This window comes from Mycobacterium sp., assembly GCF_050701515.1.
In the GTDB taxonomy this organism is placed as follows: domain Bacteria; phylum Actinomycetota; class Actinomycetes; order Mycobacteriales; family Mycobacteriaceae; genus Mycobacterium.
In genome coordinates this window covers 1-16,608 of sequence record NZ_JBOGDB010000104.1, presented here as the reverse complement: position 1 = coordinate 16,608, position 16,608 = coordinate 1, and the positions used below count along the sequence as shown (strand labels likewise).

Below are 16,608 nucleotides of genomic sequence, written 5' to 3'. Positions count from 1 at the left end.
CTACCCCCGCGAATCCTGTTGAGAAACGCCGGCCTCCTGCAGGCCCTTCAGCATCAGCTCGGCAACCGCCTGATGCGCCTCGAAATTCCAGTGGATACCGTCGGGATTGGCTCGGCCGCCGATGATGTGCTCGCCCACAGCGGCTTTCAGGTCGACCAGCGGAATATCATGCTGCTCCGCCCATTCGGTGATTGCTTTCACCGTGCCGGCTCGGCCATGATGCGCCTTGCCGTAGGTCTCGGCAACGTGTACCGACGGCAACGAGGCGACGATCGGAATGCCCGGCCGATTGAAATCGATTGCTCCACGGGTCATTTCGAGGTATTCAGCCGAAAGCTGTGGCGGCAGCGCCGCCCGTGCGACCGGCGAGAACCTGGGTTGCACCCAGCCGTAGCCGTCACGCGCCCAGCGCCGAAGCCACGACGGGCGCACATAGCGGATGAGTTCGCGCAGCGCGGTCGGCAGCGGCGAGGGCAGTGAATCCATGCCGCCGGTCGCGAAGATGACCGCCCCGGCCCGCGGCAGGGCGGCCCAGGCACGTGGGTCCTGCGTCGCGGCCCACCACACATCGCGGCAGGTCCAGCCGATCCGGCCGATCAGCTCGAGTTCCCAACCCAGGTGATTGGCAACGATATTGGGCCAGATGCGCGGATCATCTGATGGCAACCCTCCGCTGGGGCCGTAATACGACAGCGAGTCGCAAAAGATGAGGAGGGCCGTGCGCCGCTTCTCAAAGGACATCGTTGGCGACCTGTGCCGAGGCGTTCCACACGTCGAGCCGCCACCGAACCTCGTCGAGTTCCGCTTCGGTAGCCCCATCTGTCTGACGGTGACCCGATAGCTGCACCCAGCTGGCGTTGCCCATTCCACCCAGTGCGGGCCAGTTGTCCACCGGTAGCTTCAGCAGCGCCGCGGTGAGCGCGGCGATCAGCCCGCCATGTGCCACCAGCACCACCGGCCGCTCCGGTTCGTCGGTCCCCCATTCGCGTTGTTCGGCCACCAATTCCGCGATCAGCGGCATGGCGCGCGCCGCGACGTCGACCCGGCTCTCCCCGCCGTGCGGCGCCCACCGGGCGTCGTTCCGCCACGCCAGCCGCGCTCCCGGCGCGGCCGTGTCAACCTCGACATGGGTCATCCCCTGCCAGTCCCCGAGATGCGTCTCGCGCAGCCGGGTGTCGACGATCACCGGCAGACCGGACCGCTCGCCGAGGGTCACCGCGGTGTCCAGCGCGCGTCGCAGATCAGACGAGAGGATCAACAGCGGTTGCCGCTTGGCCAGCACCTCGGCCGCGGCGACGGCCTCATCGCGTCCGAGGTCGCTCAGCTCGGTGTCGAGCTGACCCTGCATGCGGCTGCCGGCGTTGAACTCGGTCTGACCATGCCGCAGCATCACCAGGCGGCGGACTCTCATCACGCCGACTCCCCCGAGTCCAGTTCAACGGGAACCACCGGACAGTCCCGCCACAACCGGTCCAGCGCATAGAAATTGCGTTCGTCCTGATGCTGGATGTGCACCACGATGTCGACGTAGTCCAGCAGCGTCCACCGGCCTTCCCGGGCGCCCTCTCGGCGCGCCGGCTTGTAGCCGGCGATCCGCATCTTCTCCTCGACCTCGTCGACGACGGCGTTGACCTGACGCTCGTTGGTGGCCGAAGCGATAACGAAGCAGTCGGTGATCACCAGCTGGCCGGACACGTCGATCACCACGACGTCGTCGGCGAGTTTGGCCGAGGCCGCCCGTGCGGCAACCGTCGCCATCTCGACGGCGTCCTCGGTGGCGGTCATCGCTGCTGGTCCTGCATCGCCAGGGCGGGGCTACGGTACAGGCCGCGCTTGGACACGTACTGCACCACGCCGTCGGGCACCAGGTACCAGATCGGACGGTTCTCCTCGGCGCGCTTGCGGCAGTCACTCGAGGAGATCGCCAGGGCAGGCACCTCGACCAGCGTGAGCGCGCCCTCGGGCAGCTCCTTGAGCGCCTTCTCGATGTGCTTTCCGTCCAGCTCGTAGCCGGGCCGGCTCACCGCGACGAACCGGGCCGTGGCGAACATGTCCTCCCAGTTCTGCCACGACAGGATCGTCGCCAACGCGTCGGCACCGGTGATGAAGTACAGGTCGGCGTCCGGGTTGAGCGCTTGCAGATCGCCCAGCGTGTCCTTGGTGTAGGTGGGCCCGCCGCGGTCGATGTCGACCCGGCTGACCGAGAACCGGGGATTGGCGGCGGTGGCGATCACCGTCATCAGATAGTGGTCTTCGGCGGCGGTGACATCGCGATGGTGTTTCTGCCACGGCTGACCGGTCGGCACGAACACCACTTCGTCGAGACCGAACAGATCGGCCACCTCGCTGGCGGCGACCAGGTGGCCGTTGTGGATGGGATCAAACGTCCCGCCCATCACACCCAGCCTGCGTCGATTAGCCACGTTTAGGCAGCTTACGGGAGGGCCGGCGGTTACCTAGACGGGCAACAGCTGGTCAACCGTGTCCGTCGACTGTGCGGTTTCGTACGCAACACGCCGTTGGTGTGTACAAATCCGCACACTCACCACGTCTTGGGGCACCCGCGCGCGATGAGGGCCGCGCCGACGCGGCTGACTATGACGCTCGGACTTCTGTACAGCATGCCGCTCGTCACCCTGATGTCCTGCCAACCGAGCTCAGGTAATCGCGTGTATCGCTCGACGTCCCAGGTCCGCTGTTTTGGATCGGTCCAGTGATGCGCACCCTCGAAGTCGACACCGACGAGGAATTCGGGCCATCCCATGTCGATGCGGGCGATGACAACTCCGTACTCGTCAAGGACAGGAATCTGGGTCTGCGGCGCCGGAAAGCCGGCCCGGATCAACAACAGACGCGTCAGCGATTCGTAGGGTGACTCGGCGCCACCGTCGACCAACGGCATTGTCCGATGCAGCTGCCGTAGGCCGCGCACGCCGGGGTGTAGTTCGGCCACCGCCTCGACGTCGCCGACCTTGACGTCGGTCGCGTTCATCAGGGCGTCGATGCGCTGAACAGCGGGTTCGAGCGCGAGGCGCCTGCCGATATCGAAAGCGGTGCGGGCAGCCGTCGTCACCTTCGCGGCGTTGAGCAACTGTGTGTCGCCGGTCGCGAGCTCGTCGGTATGAATGATCATCATCGGTGGTGCACGCCTGTTTTCGTGGACAAGCTCGGCGGGTAGTCCCGGCTCGATCCATTTCGCGCCCAACAGCGCGGCTGCAGACAACCCGGCGACGACGCCTCGTCGGCGAGACCACAACCATGCGGCCCGAGATCGTTGGACTGCCGAGAGGTCAACGCCTCGCGGTACGTACACCCCGGGATAGATCGGTGCTGACACCGTCGCGACCGTGCCGATTCGTACGCCGTCACGGCATGTCCCGTACGAAACCGCACAGTGAGCCGGGCGAAGGGCCGGCGGTTACCTAGACGGGCAAAAGCTGGTCGATCACCACCGCCAGCTGCTTGGCCGACCGGCATTCGTGCATGGTGATCACGTCCTGATAGCGCGGCACCGCCGAGTCGCCACTGCCCCACAGGTGCCTGGGCTCCGGGTTGAGCCAGTGCGCGTGCCGGCTCGCGGTGACCATGTGCTCCAGCAGGTCCGTTTCCGGGTTGCGGTAATTGTTGCGTCCGTCGCCGAGCACCAGCAGCGAGCTGCGCGGCGACAGCACGTTCGGGTACTTGTCCAGGAACGAGACGAACGCGTTGCCGTAGTCGGAGTGGCCGTCACGGGTGTACACGCCCGCTTCGCGGGTGATGCGCTGCACCGCGACGGCCAGGTCGGCGTCGGGGCCGAACAGCTCGGTGACCTCGTCGGTGGTGTCGATGAACGCAAAGACGCGAACGCGGGAGAACTGCTGCCGCAACGCGTGCACCAGCAGCAGCGTGAAGTGGCTGAAGCCGGCCACCGAGCCGGAGACGTCGCACAGCACCACCAGCTCGGGCCGGGCCGGGTGCGGCTTCTTCAGCACCACGTCGATCGGGACGCCACCGGTCGACATCGACTTGCGCAGCGTCTTGCGCAGGTCGATCTCGCCGGCCCGGGACCGGCGGCGACGCGCGGCCAGCCGGGTGGCCAGGGTGCGCGCCAGCGGGGCAACCACTCGGCGCATCTGACGAAGCTGGTCACCGGACGCGCGCAGGAATTCGACGTTCTCGGCCAGCTGCGGTATGCCGTACATCTGCACATGGTCGCGGCCCAGCTGTTCGGCGGTGCGGCGCTTGGTCTCCGCTTCCACCATCTTGCGCAGTTGCGAGATACGCTGCGCAGCAATTGCTTTGGCGATCTGCTCCTGGGTCGGTGTGGGTTCGTCGCCGTAGGGCGCCAGCAACCCGGCCAGCAGCCGTCCCTCGAGGTCGTCCAGGGCCATCGCCTTGAGCGCCTGATACGACGAGTACGACGGGCCACGGCTGGAGCTGTAGCGGCCGTAGGCCTCGACAATCTGCGCGATCATCGCCGCCAGCCGCTCGTCGAGGTTCTCCAGGTCGGGGTTGTCCGCCAACAGGTCGAGCAACGCCGCCCGCATCGCCTCGACGTCCTCGGGCGGGAGACCGTCGGGCGCACCGCTGTCATCGTCGTCATCCAGCACCGTCTTCGATCCGAGTGCGGCCGGGAACCACAGGTCGAACATGGCGTCGTAGGTGTCGCGGTGGTCGGGGCGGCGCAGCACCGCGCACGCGATGCCCTCGCGCAGCACCTCCCGGTCGCCGAGTCCCAGAGTGGCCATTACCCGGCCGGCGTCGACGGTTTCCGATGGCCCCACCGAAATCCCCTGCCCGCGCAGGGCTTCCACGAACTCCACCAGGTGCCCCGGGATGCCGTTTGGCGCCAGTGGTTGCGGCGGGCGGGTGCGACGGACGGCCATCAGTTCAGCCTCAGCTCCCCGCTGGCACGCTGATTATCGGACTGGTGCTTGAGCACCACCCCGAGGGTGGCCGCGATGGTCTCGTCGCTGATGGTGTCCAGCCCGAGCGCCAGCACGGTGCGCCCCCAGTCGATGGTTTCGGCCACCGACGGCAGCTTCTTCAGCTGCATGCCGCGCAGCACGCCGATGATGCGCACCAGTTCGTCGGCCAGGTGCTCGGGCAGTTCGGGCACCCGCGACAGCAGGATGCGGCGCTCCAGGTCGGGATCGGGGAAGTCGATGTGCAGGAACAGGCAACGCCGCTTGAGCGCCTCCGACAGCTCGCGGGTGGCGTTGGAGGTGAGCAGGACGAACGGCGCGCGCTCGGCGGTGATGGTGCCCAGCTCGGGGACCGTCACCGCGAAATCGCTGAGCACCTCGAGCAGCAGACCCTCGATTTCGATGTCGGCCTTGTCGGTCTCGTCGACCAGCAGCACGGTGGGCTCGCTGCGGCGGATGGCGGTCAGCAGCGGACGCGACAACAGGAACTCTTCGGAGAAGACGTCGGTCTTGGTTTGGTCCCAATCGCCGGACCCGGCCTGGATCCGCAGGATCTGCTTGGCGTGGTTCCACTCGTAGAGCGCGCGGGCCTCGTCGACACCCTCGTAGCACTGCAGCCGCACCAGGCCCGAGCCGGTGGCCTGCGCGACCGCGCGGGCCAATTCGGTCTTGCCGACGCCGGCCGGGCCCTCCACCAACAGCGGCTTACCCAGCCGGTCGGCGAGGAACACCGCGGTGGCCGTTGCGGTGTCGGGCAGATAGCCGGTTTCGGACAGCCGTCGGGCCACATCGTCGATGTCTGCGAACAGCGGTACCGGGCGCGCGGGGACGCTCACTGTGTTGCTCCTGTCATCAGGCAGGTCGGGTGTGCCCGTCGCCGAACACGATCCACTTGGTTGAAGTCAATTCTGGTAGACCCATCGGTCCGCGAGCGTGCAGCTTTTGGGTGGAGATGCCGATCTCGGCGCCGAAGCCGAACTGCTCGCCGTCGGTGAACGCCGTCGAAGCGTTGACCATCACCGCTGCCGCGTCGACTCGTTCGGTGAACCGTTGCGCCGCAGCGTGGTTCGTCGTCACGATGGCTTCGGTGTGGCCGGTGCCGTATTCGTTGACGTGGTCGATCGCGGCGTCCAGCCCGTCCACCACGGCCAGCGCGATGTCCATCGACAGGAACTCGGCACGCAGATCGTCCTCGTCGGGGTCGGTGTGCACGGTGACGCCGGCATCCTGCAGCGCGCGCATCAATCGGGGCAGCGCGCGGTCGGCGATCGCCGCGTCGACCAGCAGTGACTCGGCGGCATTGCACACGCTGGGGCGGCGGGTCTTGGAGTTCAGCAGAATTCGTTCGGCGACATCCAGATCGGCCGACTCATGCACGTACACATGGCAATTGCCGACTCCGGTCTCGATGGTCGGCACCATTGCGTCGCGCACCACCGCATCGATCAGCCCGGCCCCACCGCGCGGGATCACCACGTCGACAAGGCCGCGCGCCTGGATCAGATGGGTGACGCTGGCACGGTCGTCGGCCGGCAGCAGTTGCACCGCATCCTCGGGCAGCTGCTCGGCCAGCAGCGCGGTCCGCAACGCCAATACCAGTGCCGCATTGGAGCGCACCGCGGACGAACTGCCGCGCAACAGCACGGCATTGCCGGACTTCAGCGTCAGTCCGAACGCGTCCACGGTGACGTTGGGCCGGCCCTCGTAGACCATGCCGACCACACCGAGCGGTACCCGCTGCTGGCGCAGCTGCAGGCCGTTCGGCAGGGTGCGGCCGCGCACCAGTTCGCCGATCGGATCGGGCAGACCGGCGACCTGACGCAGGCCTTGGGCGATGCCGTCGACACGCTGCGGGTTGAGCGCGAGGCGGTCCAGCATGGCGGCCGGTGTCCCCGCGGCGCGGGCGGCCTCCAGGTCCTCCTCGTTGGCGGCGAGGATGTCGTGCATGCGCGCGAGCACGGCGTCGGCGGCCGCATGCAGGGCGCGGTCCTTGGTCTCCGTGTTCAGCGTGGCCAGAGTGCGGGCGGCCACGCGGGCCCGGCGCGCGGCGTCGTGCACCTGCGCGCGCAAGTCGCGAAGCGGCGGTGCTTGCAAACTCATTATTCCAGCGTATCGAACCTGAGTGGGGCGCTGACGGGCGCGCTGGTCTAACTTTTGACTATGGCGGCGCGGGTGTGCGTGGTGGGCAGCGTCAACACGGACCAGGTCTTCAACGTCGCCGCCTTGCCCCATCCGGGCGAAACGGTGTTGGCCTCCTCGGTGCACTCGATTCCCGGCGGTAAGGGCGGTAATCAGGCGGTGGCCGCCGCGCGCGCCGGAGCGCACGTGCAACTCGTCGCGGCCCTGGGCGACGACCCGGCGGCCGACCAGCTGCGGGCCCACCTGCAGGCCAACCGGGTCGGTGTGGACGCGGTCGTCCGCGCGCCCGGGCCCAGCGGATCGGCGGTCATCGTGGTCGACGCCGCCGCCGAGAACACCATCGTCGTCGCGCCGGGCGCCAATGCCCTGCTGACCGTGGACTCCCCCGCGGTCCAGGCCGTCGTCGCCGACAGCGACGTGTTGCTGCTGCAGCTGGAGATCCCGGTCGCCACGGCCGTCGCCGCCGCGCAGTTGGCCCGAAACGCCGGTGCCGTCGTGATCGTCAACGCGTCACCGCCAGGTGCGGCAACACATGACCTGACTGCGCTGGCCGAGCTGGCCGACGTCGTCGTGGTCAACGAATCAGAGGCGCGTGACTGGCATTGGCCGGTACGCCATCTGGTGATCACCCGGGGTGCGCGCGGCGCCAGCTATCTCGGCGACGACGAGCGCTTCGACGTGCCGGCACCAGCAGTCGACGCCGTCGACACCACCGGCGCGGGCGATGTGTTCGCCGGTGTGCTGGCCGCGGGATGGCCGACCGGTCACGAAGAGGCGCTGTGGCGCGCCTGCGCGGCGGGTGCGCTGGCGACGCTGGTATTGGGGGCGGGTGACTGCGCGCCGTTCGCCGACGCGATTGACGGCGCCGTCGCCACCAGGTAGGCGTAGGTCCCATGCCGACAACTGACCCCAGCCCGCGCCCGCCCGACGGTGATTGGCTGGGCTCGCAGTTCTTGACCTTCACGCGCGAAGGGCCGTTCGCAATATGCACGCTGGACCGGCCGGAGGCGCGCAACGCGATGACGCCGGCGATGTACTTCGGCATCAGGTACGCGGTCGGTCGCGTCGAGGCCGACCCGGATCTGGCCGGCCTGCTGATCACCGGCACCGGCGACGTTTTCGCCCCCGGCGGCGACATGGGCGGCGGCGGCAGGGAAGACGGGGACAACTGGCTCACCTTCGGGGCAGCGCTCGGAATGGATGTCACACCGTTCGAGAAGCTGCGCCAGTCGGTAAAACCGGTGGTCTCGGCGGTCAACGGGCTGTGTCAGGGCGGCGGGCTGCAGATCGCCCTGTGCAGCGACATGGCCGTGGTCAGCGACCGCGCGACGTTCCGGGTGCCCGAGCTGTTCCGGGGTATTGCCGATACCTACTACAGCCAGATGCTGGCCCGCCTGATCGGCCCGGTCCGCACCCGCGACCTGATGCTGACCGGCCGGACACTGAGTGCCCAGGAGGCAGCGGATTGGGGCATGGTCGCCCGGGTGGTGCCACACGACGAATTGCCGGCCGCCGCCCGCGACGTGCTGGCCCAGTGCTGTCGGACCGCGCCGGCCGCCAGGAGTGTGGTGAAGGCCAGCCTGGACAACTACCTGGGACTATTCGACCGGATCGGCATGCAGGCCTCCTACAGCGGCGCGGAGGCGGCCGAGGGCTACCGGGCGTTCAAGGAGCGACGGTCGCCGGACTGGGTGCATCCCGAGCTGCGGCTCGACGGCCGGATCTGAGCGGATAGTTCACCCTTCCCTGAATACAGAATCTGATGTACTGTTCCGGTCATGCAGACGGTGACCCACAGCGACGCCCTGTCCCGGTTCGGATGCGCGCTGTCCGATCCCACCCGCGCCGAGATCCTGCTGATGCTGCGCGACGCGCCCGGCTACCCCTCCGAGCTAGCCGACAAGATCGGGGTGTCCCGGCAGATCCTGTCCAATCACCTGGCCTGCCTGCGCGGCTGCGGCCTGGTGGTCGCCGAGCCCGAGGGCCGGCGCAGCCGCTACGAACTGGCCGACGACCGGATCGGTCACGCCCTCGGCGATCTGCTCGGCCTGGTGCTCACCGTCGATCCGGCCTGCTGCCCGGCCGCCGAAGCCGACGCCTGCTGCTGATGACCGCCGCACAACCGCTTGCGCGCCGCGATGTTCTCGCGCGCCGCATTCGATGGTTGGTCGTCGCAACCATCACCTACAACATTGTCGAAGCGGTGGTGGCGTTGGCCGAGGGCACGCGGGTGTCGTCGTCGGCGCTGATCGGCTTCGGTTTGGATTCGGTGATCGAGGTGGCATCGGCGGCCGCGGTTGCGTGGCAGTTCTCCGCAAGAGATCCCGAAACCCGGGAGAAGGCGGCACTGCGGTTCATCGCGTTCTCGTTCTTCGCGCTGGCGGCCTACGTCACCGTCGATGCCGTGATTTCACTGCTGGGCGTGGGCGAGGCCAGGCCATCAGCGGTCGGCATCGGCCTGGCCGCCGCCAGCCTGGTGGTGATGCCGGTGCTGTCCTGGGCGCAACGACGGACCGGCCGCGAATTCGGATCCGTTTCGGCCGTTGCGGATTCCAAGCAGACGCTGTTGTGCACGTACTTGTCCGCCGCCCTGCTCGCCGGCCTGCTACTCAACGCCCTGCTGGGCTGGGCGTGGGCCGATCCGCTCGCCGCGATCATCATCGCCGGGATCGCCGTGCGGGAAGGCATCGACGCGTGGCGCGGCGACACATGTTGTCAGTGAAAGGAATCATCATGCCCGTTGTCTCCCTTGTGCTTTTCGCCCTCTTCGGCTTGCTCGGATTCGGTTGGCGAAGCTGGCTACAACGTCGTCGCACCGGATCGACCGGTTTCCGCGGGGTCAGCGGCCGCGTCGGTTCGGTGGAATGGTTCGCCGGCGTGGGCTTCGTGGCCGCGCTGACCGCGGCGCTCGCCGCGCCGGCCCTGCAGCTGGTTGACGTGGTCTCTCCGCTGAACAACCTGGCGGCCAACTGGATTCACATCGTTGGGATCGTGCTGGCGGTGGTGGGCATCGCCGCCGCGGTCTACGCGCAGATCGACATGGGCGACTCGTGGCGGATCGGCGTAGATCCCACCGAGACGACGACGTTGGTCCGCAAGGGTGTGTTCGGACTGGTGCGCAACCCGATCTTCACCGCGATGCTGATATTCGGGCTGGGCATCGCGCTGATCACGCCGAACGTAGTGGCGATCGTCGGTTTCGCGCTATTGGTCGTGACGATCGAGGTCCAGGTGCGCGTCGTCGAGGAGCCTTACCTGTTGACGAAGCACGGTGAGATCTACCGCGACTACACCGCCAGTGTCGGCCGCTTCGTCCCCGGCGTGGGAACCACCCGCTAGCCGCGCAGCACGTCGTGCATGATCGCCAGTTCCCCACCCGTCTCCAGATGGGCCGCCGACTGGTTGAGTACCAGTCGACTTCGGTTCGGCGACAACAGGTTCGATCGGAAGTGGTGTGGCCTTCCGTCGGCGAAGTTGAGCCGGTTGACCCGCAGCAACGCCGAGCCGATCGCGGTGTCGAGCAACCGGGCATTCCGAGGTCCGGCTACTTCGGCGGTGATCTCGTATTGGGTTCGGTCCAGCACTATCCCGGCATGTGACAGCAGGCGGTGCAGCGGTGCCCGGGACAGTGCCGCTTCGGTGATCACCTCGGCCAGATCGGCCGGCAGCCATGCCTCGGTGACCGTCAGCGGTTCACCGGTCCGACGTTCGCGACGCAATCGGAGGACACGCAGGCACTGCTCGGACGAGCCGAGTTGGTCGGCGATGACACGCGGCACGGGCCTGACGTCCAAGTCGATCACGTCGACCTCGGTCTCGAATTGGGTCTTGTCAGGGTCCGAACTTGGAGCTTGAGCCGATGATGGAATACGTTCGCGTACAAAGGATCCCACGCCCTGACGCCGCTCGATCAGCCCCGCGTCCGCCAGGTGGGCCAAGGCACGACGGACGGTGATGCGGGAGACTCCGAATTGATCACAGAGCACTTGCTCGGTGGGCAACGAGTCTCCAGGAGCGAGGGCGCCGTGTGCGATTTCGTCGTGCAACACAAGGAAAACCTGACGATGAAGTGGTACGCCGGCCCCTGCCGTCAGCTCCCCCGGGCCGGCCCGGACCTCGTGCAGTCCCATCAGACATAACAGCTTAGGACCGCCGACGGCATCATGGGCCCCAAGATGACAAGGAAATGAATTTCCGCCTGAGCTGCGCTTCTGCCGTCGCAGGCTAGCGTGGAATCCATGGCCCCCAAGCAGACGAACAGCAAGCAAGGCAACGGATGGCTATGGATGCCGTTGATCTTCGGCCTGGTCATCGGCGTGACCGTGGCGGCGATGACCGATCAGTGGTGGTGGTCGACCGTCGGAGCGCTGGCCGGGGCGGCCTACGGCGGGGTCAGCGCCGGCAAGCTGCGCGGGTTCGGATCCAGAGGGTCCGACGGCTAGCAGCTCAGTCCTCAGGTACTTCACGTTCGATCTCATCCAGCCAGGTTCTGGCGGACATGTCCGAGGGCGCCCGCCAGTCGCCGCGCGGAGACAACGATCCGCCGTGCGATACCTTGGGCCCGTTCGGGATTGCCGACCTCTTGAACTGGGCGAACGAGTAGTAACGCTGCACGAATACCTGGAGCCAGTGCCGAATCTCCTTGAGCGAGTACGCAGGCCGCTTGTCCTCGGGGTATCCGGCGGGCCAGTCGCCGCGCTTGGGGTCGCTCCAGGCATGCCAGGCCAGAAAGGTGATCTTCGACGGCCGGAAGCCGTACCGCAGCACGTGAAACAGGGAGAAGTCCTGCAGCACGTACGGCCCGACCTTGTCTTCGCTGCTCTGGATCTCCTCGTCTTCCCCGGTGGGAATCAGCTCCGGGCTGATCTCGGTGTCCAGCACCGACCGCAGCACCTCGTTCACCCGGTCGTCAAACTGGCCCGATGAGACCACCCAGCGGATCAGGTGCTGAATCAGCGTCTTGGGCACGCCACCGTTCACGTTGTAATGCGACATCTGGTCGCCGACACCGTAAGTCGACCAGCCCAGCGCCAACTCGGACAGATCGCCGGTGCCGAGCACGATTCCGCCGCGCTGGTTGGCGATGCGGAAGAGATAGTCGGTACGCAGGCCGGCCTGCACGTTCTCGAAGGTGACGTCGTAGACCTCCTCGCCGCGCCCGAAGGGGTGGCCGATTTCGGTCAGCATCAGCTTTGCGGTGTCGCTGATGTCGATCTCCTCGAACGTGACGCCCAAGGCATCGGCGAGCCGGATCGCGTTGCCCTTGGTGCGTTCACCGGTGGCAAAGCCCGGCAGTGTGAACGCCAGAATGTCGCTGCGCGGGCGGTTTTCCCGATCCATGGCCCGGGCGGCCACGATCAGCGCATGTGTCGAGTCCAGGCCGCCGGACACACCGATAACCACCTTCGGGAAGTTTAGTGCGCGTAGCCGCTGCTCCAGGCCGGCCACCTGGATGTTGTACGCCTCGTAGCAATCCTGTTGCAGTCGTGTCTGATCCGCGGGCACAAACGGGAACCGCTCCACCTCGCGGCGCAGACCGATATCCCCACTCGGCGGGTCGAGCTGAAATTCGATGCGCCGGAATGACTCCGCGGCGATGTCATGGTGCACCCGGTTGTCGTCGAAGGTGCCCATCCGCAGCCGCTCCGAGCGCAGCAGCTCGGTGTCGACATCCGCGACGGAGCGGCGCTCACCCCGCGGGAAGCGCTCCGAGTCGGCAAGCAGCACCCCGTTTTCCCAGATCATGGTCTGGCCGTCCCAGGCCAGATCGGTGGTCGACTCGCCTTCACCTGCCGCGGCGTACACGTAGGCCGCCAGGCAGCGCGACGACGCCGAGCGGGCCAGCAGGCAGCGGTCCTCGGCGCGGCCGATGGTGATCGGGCTGCCGGACAGGTTCGCGATCACCGTGCCGCCCGCCAGCGCGGCCTGCGCGCTGGGCGGTATCGGCACGAACATGTCCTCACAGATCTCGACGTGGAGGACGAAGCCGGGCAGATCGGCAGCGGCGAAAAGCAGGTCGGGGCCGAACGGAACCGCGGCGCCGGTCGCTCCCCCACCCATCCGGATCACACCGCGCACGTTGTCGCCCGCGGCCATCTGACGACTTTCGTAGAACTCGCGGTAGGTCGGCAGATACGACTTGGGCACCACGCCCAGCACCCGGCCCCGGTGGATCACCACGGCGGTGTTGTAGATGCGGTGGTGGTAGCGCAGCGGCGCGCCTACCACGAGCACCGGCAGCAGCTCGGCCGAGGCCACCACGACGTCGAGCAACGCGTCCTCCACCGCGTCCAGCAGCGCGTCCTGCATCAGGATGTCCTCGATCGAGTAACCCGACAGCGTCAGCTCGGGAAACACCGCCAAACCGACACCGTCGTCGTGGCAGGCCCGGGCCAGCCGCAGCACCGATTCGGCGTTGGCCGCGGGCTCCCCGATGGTGGTGTGCAGGGTGCAGGCGGCCACGCGCACGAAGCCCTGGCCATAGGCGGAGTAGAAGTCCATCGCCCTCCATTGTCGCCCGTCAAGTGTCAAGATCGGGTGACGGGGTATCAACGATTGGTGAGCGACACCGCTGTACTCGTCATCGACATGCTCAACGCCTACCGGCACGAGGACGCCGAATCGCTGACGCCGCACGTCGAAACCATCATCGATCCGCTGGCCACGCTGGTCGCCGAAGCGGGCAGCCGCGAAGACGTCGACTTGATCTACGTCAACGACAACTACGGTGATTTCACTGCGGAGTTCCGCGATCTCGTGCGATCGGCACTGGAGGGCGAGCGACCGGACCTGGTGCAGCCGATCGTCCCGCAAGAGGGCTGCCGGATGCTGACCAAGGTGCGGCACAGTGCGTTCTATTCGACCGCGCTGGGGTACCTGCTCGGCCAATTGGAACCGCAGCGAGTAATTCTGACCGGACAGGTGACCGAGCAGTGCATTCTCTATACCGCATTGGACGCCTATGTCCGTCACTTCCCGGTGACCGTGCCTGCCGATGCCGTCGCCCATATCGATCCCGAGCTGAGCGACGCCGCGCTGACGATGATGGAGCGCAACATGAGCGCGAAGATCGTCGGCGCGGCGGAATGCCTCCGCAGGCACTGACGAACTGATCGCCTACCCTCGAAGGCGTGCAGGCCCCCGAACTCGTCGCCCTGCTGCAGGGCCGCCGGGTCGCCGTGCTCACCGGTGCGGGCATGTCCACCGACTCCGGCATTCCCGACTACCGCGGCCCGGATTCGCCCCCGAGCAATCCGATGACGATCCGGCAGTTCACCTCCGACCCGGTGTTTCGGCAGCGCTATTGGGCACGCAACCACATCGGCTGGCGGCACATGGATGACACGCTGCCCAACGCCGGTCATCGCGCGCTGGCCGCGCTCGAGCAGGCCGGCGTGGTGATCGGGGTGATCACCCAGAATGTCGACCGGCTGCACACCAAGGCCGGCAGCCGTACGGTGGTCGACCTGCATGGCAGCTACGCCCGAGTGGTCTGCCTGGACTGCGGAGCAGCCATGGCCCGCGCAGCGCTGGCTGAGCTGCTGGAAGCGGCCAACCCCGGCTTCCTCGAACGCGCGGCGGCCGTCGGCGGGATCGCGGTCGCGCCGGATGCCGATGCCGTCGTCGACGACACCGCGTCATTCGTGATCGTCGACTGCGCGAGCTGTGCCGGCATGCTCAAGCCAGACATCGTCTACTTCGGCGAGAACGTTCCGAAAGACCGTGTGGAACAGGGCTATTCGCTGGTCGACCGCGCGGACGCGCTGTTGGTCGCCGGGTCGTCATTGACCGTCTACTCGGGATATCGGTTCGTCCGGCACGCCGCCGCGCTGGGCATCCCGATCGCCATCATCAACCGCGGCCGCACCCGCGGCGACGACCTGGCCACCGCGAAGATCGACGGCGGCTGCTCACCCACGCTCGCGCTACTGGCCGACGAACTACCGGCCGTCGCGATTTCGGCGTGATAACTAGCGCGCAGCGCAGGAAATCACGCCGAAATCGCCTAGACGGCGACCAGATCGTCGGCGTGCACCACTGGGCGGCGCATCTCGGCGGGCAGTTCGGACGTCGAACGGCCCAGCATCGTCGCCAGTTCGGCGGCGTCGTAGGCGACCACGCCGCGGGCGACCATGGTCTCGTCCGGCGCGCGGAGTTCGACGACGTCACCGCCGAAGAATCGGCCGGACAGCGCGGTGATGCCGGCGGGCAACAGCGATCGCCGCTGCCGTACCACCGCGCGCACCGCACCGTCGTCGAGGGTCAACGCGCCCGCCGATTCGGCCGCGTAGCGCACCCAGAACCGGCGTGCGGACATGCGTTCCGGCCGGGGCGCGAAGACGGTGCCCACCGATGCGTCGACCAGCGCGGTGGCGGCGTCCGACGCCGCGGCCAACAGCACCGGCACGCCGGCGTCGGATGCCAGCAGCGCCGCGGACAACTTCGACGCCATCCCCCCGGTGCCCAGGTGGCTGCCACGTCCGGCCACCACGCCATCGAGGTCGGCCGGCCCGCCGACCTCGGCGATGAAGCGGGCTCGCCCTGTTTCGCGCGCTTTTCGCGGGTCCGAGTCGTACAGGCCATCGATATCGGACAGCAACACCAGCGCATCCGCACCGACCAGGTGTGCCACCAGCGCCGAAAGCCGGTCGTTGTCGCCGAACCGGATTTCGTTGGTGGCCACCGTGTCGTTCTCGTTGACGATCGCGACCGCGTGCAGCGCGCGCAGCCGGTCCAGGGTCCGTTGGGCGTTGGTGTGCTGTACCCGCATCGAGATGTCGTGCGCGGTCAGCAGCACCTGCCCCACGGTCCGGTTGTACTTGGCGAACGCCGTGCTCCACGAGTTCACCAAGGCCACCTGGCCGACGCTGGCCGCGGCCTGCTTGGTGGCCAGGTCGCCGGGTCGCTTGCTCAGCCGGAGCGGCTCGATACCCGCGGCGATGGCGCCCGACGAGACGATGACGACGTCCGAGCCGGCCTCCATCCGGGCCTCGATGGCGTCGGCGAGCGTGGCCAGCCGGCTGGCGTCGAAGACCCCGGACGGTGTGGTCAGGGCGGTGCTGCCGACCTTGACGACGACGCTGCGGGCGGTGCGGACGGCCTCCCGATGCACGCTGGTCATGAATCACCGCCTCGACTGCGGCGCTCGCGGCGGGCGGCCTTGCGCTCGGCGGCCGAGGTCCGGTCGGTCTGTTCCAACCGGGTGTCGGTGCCGCGTCCGGACAACGGCATGTCGACGCCGGCCGGCGTCTGCGGCTCCCAATCGAACGTCACGTCACCGATGGTGACCGCGCAGCCGGGCCGGGCACCCAGCCGCAGCAGTTCGTCCTCGACGCCAAGGCGGGCCAGCCGGTCGCCGAGATAGCCGACGGCCTCGTCGTTGCCGAAATCGGTTTGCGCGACCCAGCGTTCGGGCCGCACCCCATGAACAACGAAGCCGCCCCGGCCGTCGGGTTCGATGGTGAAGCCGCTCTCATCCACCGGAATCGGCCGGATCACCGGGCGCCGCGGCACAATCTCCGGCTGCGACGCCTCATACGCTGACACCATGTCCCACAGGGCGAAG

Annotated in this window: 20 protein-coding genes; 8 read left to right on the top strand and 12 right to left on the bottom strand. The window is 67.6% G+C overall.

The genetic code is table 11. The annotated features are described in order from the left end of the window. The 8 genes from octT to ACRDU5_RS08945 all read right to left on the bottom strand — a co-directional run bounded on the left by octT (position 1) and on the right by ACRDU5_RS08945 (position 7,004). Positions 1–741, bottom strand: coding sequence for a diglucosylglycerate octanoyltransferase (gene octT / locus ACRDU5_RS08980; protein WP_526614131.1), 741 nt, complete (start codon positions 739–741; stop codon positions 1–3). Then, a complete protein-coding gene (gene gpgP / locus ACRDU5_RS08975; RefSeq protein ID WP_526614130.1) occupies positions 731–1,411 on the bottom strand; it encodes a glucosyl-3-phosphoglycerate phosphatase in 681 nt (226 codons plus the stop codon). The genes octT and gpgP overlap by 11 nt, the downstream gene beginning before the upstream one ends. Then, positions 1,411–1,785, bottom strand: a complete 375-nt coding sequence (gene rsfS / locus ACRDU5_RS08970) for a ribosome silencing factor (protein ID WP_526614129.1) — start codon at positions 1,783–1,785, stop codon at positions 1,411–1,413. The genes gpgP and rsfS overlap by 1 nt, the downstream gene beginning before the upstream one ends. Next, the gene (gene nadD, locus ACRDU5_RS08965; RefSeq protein ID WP_526614128.1) at positions 1,782–2,423 is read right to left on the bottom strand and encodes a nicotinate-nucleotide adenylyltransferase; all 642 of its coding nucleotides are present in this window, start codon (positions 2,421–2,423) and stop codon (positions 1,782–1,784) included. The genes rsfS and nadD overlap by 4 nt, the downstream gene beginning before the upstream one ends. A gap of 119 nt (positions 2,424–2,542) precedes the next feature. After that, complete coding sequence (locus ACRDU5_RS08960; protein WP_526614127.1) at positions 2,543–3,223, bottom strand: putative endonuclease domain-containing protein; 681 nt, start codon at positions 3,221–3,223, stop codon at positions 2,543–2,545. Positions 3,224–3,422: 199 nt separating this feature from the next. Then, positions 3,423–4,865 (bottom strand): vWA domain-containing protein, encoded by a 1,443-nt coding sequence (locus ACRDU5_RS08955; protein WP_526614126.1) that lies wholly within the window; start codon positions 4,863–4,865, stop codon positions 3,423–3,425. Further along, on the bottom strand, positions 4,865–5,740 hold the full coding sequence (locus ACRDU5_RS08950) for an AAA family ATPase (protein WP_526614125.1): 876 nt from the start codon (positions 5,738–5,740) through the stop codon (positions 4,865–4,867). The genes ACRDU5_RS08955 and ACRDU5_RS08950 overlap by 1 nt, the downstream gene beginning before the upstream one ends. 16 nt (positions 5,741–5,756) lie before the next feature. Then, positions 5,757–7,004 (bottom strand): glutamate-5-semialdehyde dehydrogenase, encoded by a 1,248-nt coding sequence (locus ACRDU5_RS08945; RefSeq protein ID WP_526614124.1) that lies wholly within the window; start codon positions 7,002–7,004, stop codon positions 5,757–5,759. A gap of 60 nt (positions 7,005–7,064) precedes the next feature. Between ACRDU5_RS08945 and ACRDU5_RS08940 the strand changes: the two genes are divergently transcribed. Genes ACRDU5_RS08940 through ACRDU5_RS08920 form a run of 5 tightly spaced genes read left to right on the top strand, consistent with a single transcriptional unit; the run spans position 7,065 to position 10,382 of the window. After that, positions 7,065–7,925: a ribokinase gene (locus ACRDU5_RS08940; protein ID WP_526614123.1), complete on the top strand. Its 861-nt coding sequence runs from the start codon at positions 7,065–7,067 to the stop codon at positions 7,923–7,925. An 11-nt stretch (positions 7,926–7,936) separates the two neighbouring features. Then, positions 7,937–8,770: an enoyl-CoA hydratase/isomerase family protein gene (locus ACRDU5_RS08935; RefSeq protein ID WP_526614122.1), complete on the top strand. Its 834-nt coding sequence runs from the start codon at positions 7,937–7,939 to the stop codon at positions 8,768–8,770. Between the two features lie 51 nt (positions 8,771–8,821). Continuing rightward, a complete protein-coding gene (locus ACRDU5_RS08930; protein WP_526614121.1) occupies positions 8,822–9,151 on the top strand; it encodes an ArsR/SmtB family transcription factor in 330 nt (109 codons plus the stop codon). Continuing rightward, positions 9,151–9,765, top strand: coding sequence for a cation efflux transmembrane domain-containing protein (locus ACRDU5_RS08925; protein WP_526614120.1), 615 nt, complete (start codon positions 9,151–9,153; stop codon positions 9,763–9,765). The genes ACRDU5_RS08930 and ACRDU5_RS08925 overlap by 1 nt, the downstream gene beginning before the upstream one ends. Before the next feature lie 11 nt (positions 9,766–9,776). Beyond that, positions 9,777–10,382 carry a methyltransferase family protein gene (locus ACRDU5_RS08920; RefSeq protein WP_526614119.1) on the top strand — a complete coding sequence of 202 codons (606 nt, stop codon included), beginning with the start codon at positions 9,777–9,779 and terminating at the stop codon, positions 10,380–10,382. Here ACRDU5_RS08920 and ACRDU5_RS08915 read toward each other — a convergent pair. Next, entirely contained in the window at positions 10,379–11,173 is a 795-nt protein-coding gene (locus tag ACRDU5_RS08915; RefSeq protein ID WP_526614118.1) for a GntR family transcriptional regulator, read from the bottom strand. The genes ACRDU5_RS08920 and ACRDU5_RS08915 overlap by 4 nt on opposite strands. A 108-nt stretch (positions 11,174–11,281) precedes the next feature. Between ACRDU5_RS08915 and ACRDU5_RS08910 the strand changes: the two genes are divergently transcribed. Beyond that, positions 11,282–11,485: a hypothetical protein gene (locus tag ACRDU5_RS08910; protein WP_526614117.1), complete on the top strand. Its 204-nt coding sequence runs from the start codon at positions 11,282–11,284 to the stop codon at positions 11,483–11,485. A gap of 4 nt (positions 11,486–11,489) precedes the next feature. Here ACRDU5_RS08910 and ACRDU5_RS08905 read toward each other — a convergent pair whose 3' ends face one another. Continuing rightward, a complete protein-coding gene (locus tag ACRDU5_RS08905) occupies positions 11,490–13,544 on the bottom strand; it encodes an NAD(+) synthase (RefSeq protein WP_526614116.1) in 2,055 nt (684 codons plus the stop codon). Between the two features lie 57 nt (positions 13,545–13,601). Here ACRDU5_RS08905 and ACRDU5_RS08900 point away from each other — a divergent pair, with 57 nt between their 5' ends. Both ACRDU5_RS08900 and ACRDU5_RS08895 read left to right on the top strand, forming a co-directional pair. Beyond that, entirely contained in the window at positions 13,602–14,147 is a 546-nt protein-coding gene (locus tag ACRDU5_RS08900; protein ID WP_526614115.1) for a cysteine hydrolase family protein, read from the top strand. Positions 14,148–14,173: 26 nt separating this feature from the next. After that, complete coding sequence (locus ACRDU5_RS08895; RefSeq protein ID WP_526614114.1) at positions 14,174–15,010, top strand: NAD-dependent protein deacetylase; 837 nt, start codon at positions 14,174–14,176, stop codon at positions 15,008–15,010. Between the two features lie 38 nt (positions 15,011–15,048). Here the strand turns inward: ACRDU5_RS08895 and proB are convergent, their stop codons facing one another. Beyond that, a complete protein-coding gene (gene proB, locus ACRDU5_RS08890; protein WP_526614113.1) occupies positions 15,049–16,164 on the bottom strand; it encodes a glutamate 5-kinase in 1,116 nt (371 codons plus the stop codon). Then, positions 16,161–16,608, bottom strand: a 448-nt coding sequence (cgtA, locus tag ACRDU5_RS08885) for an Obg family GTPase CgtA (RefSeq protein ID WP_526614112.1), incomplete at its 5' end; no start/stop codon positions are given. The genes proB and cgtA, both read right to left, overlap by 4 nt.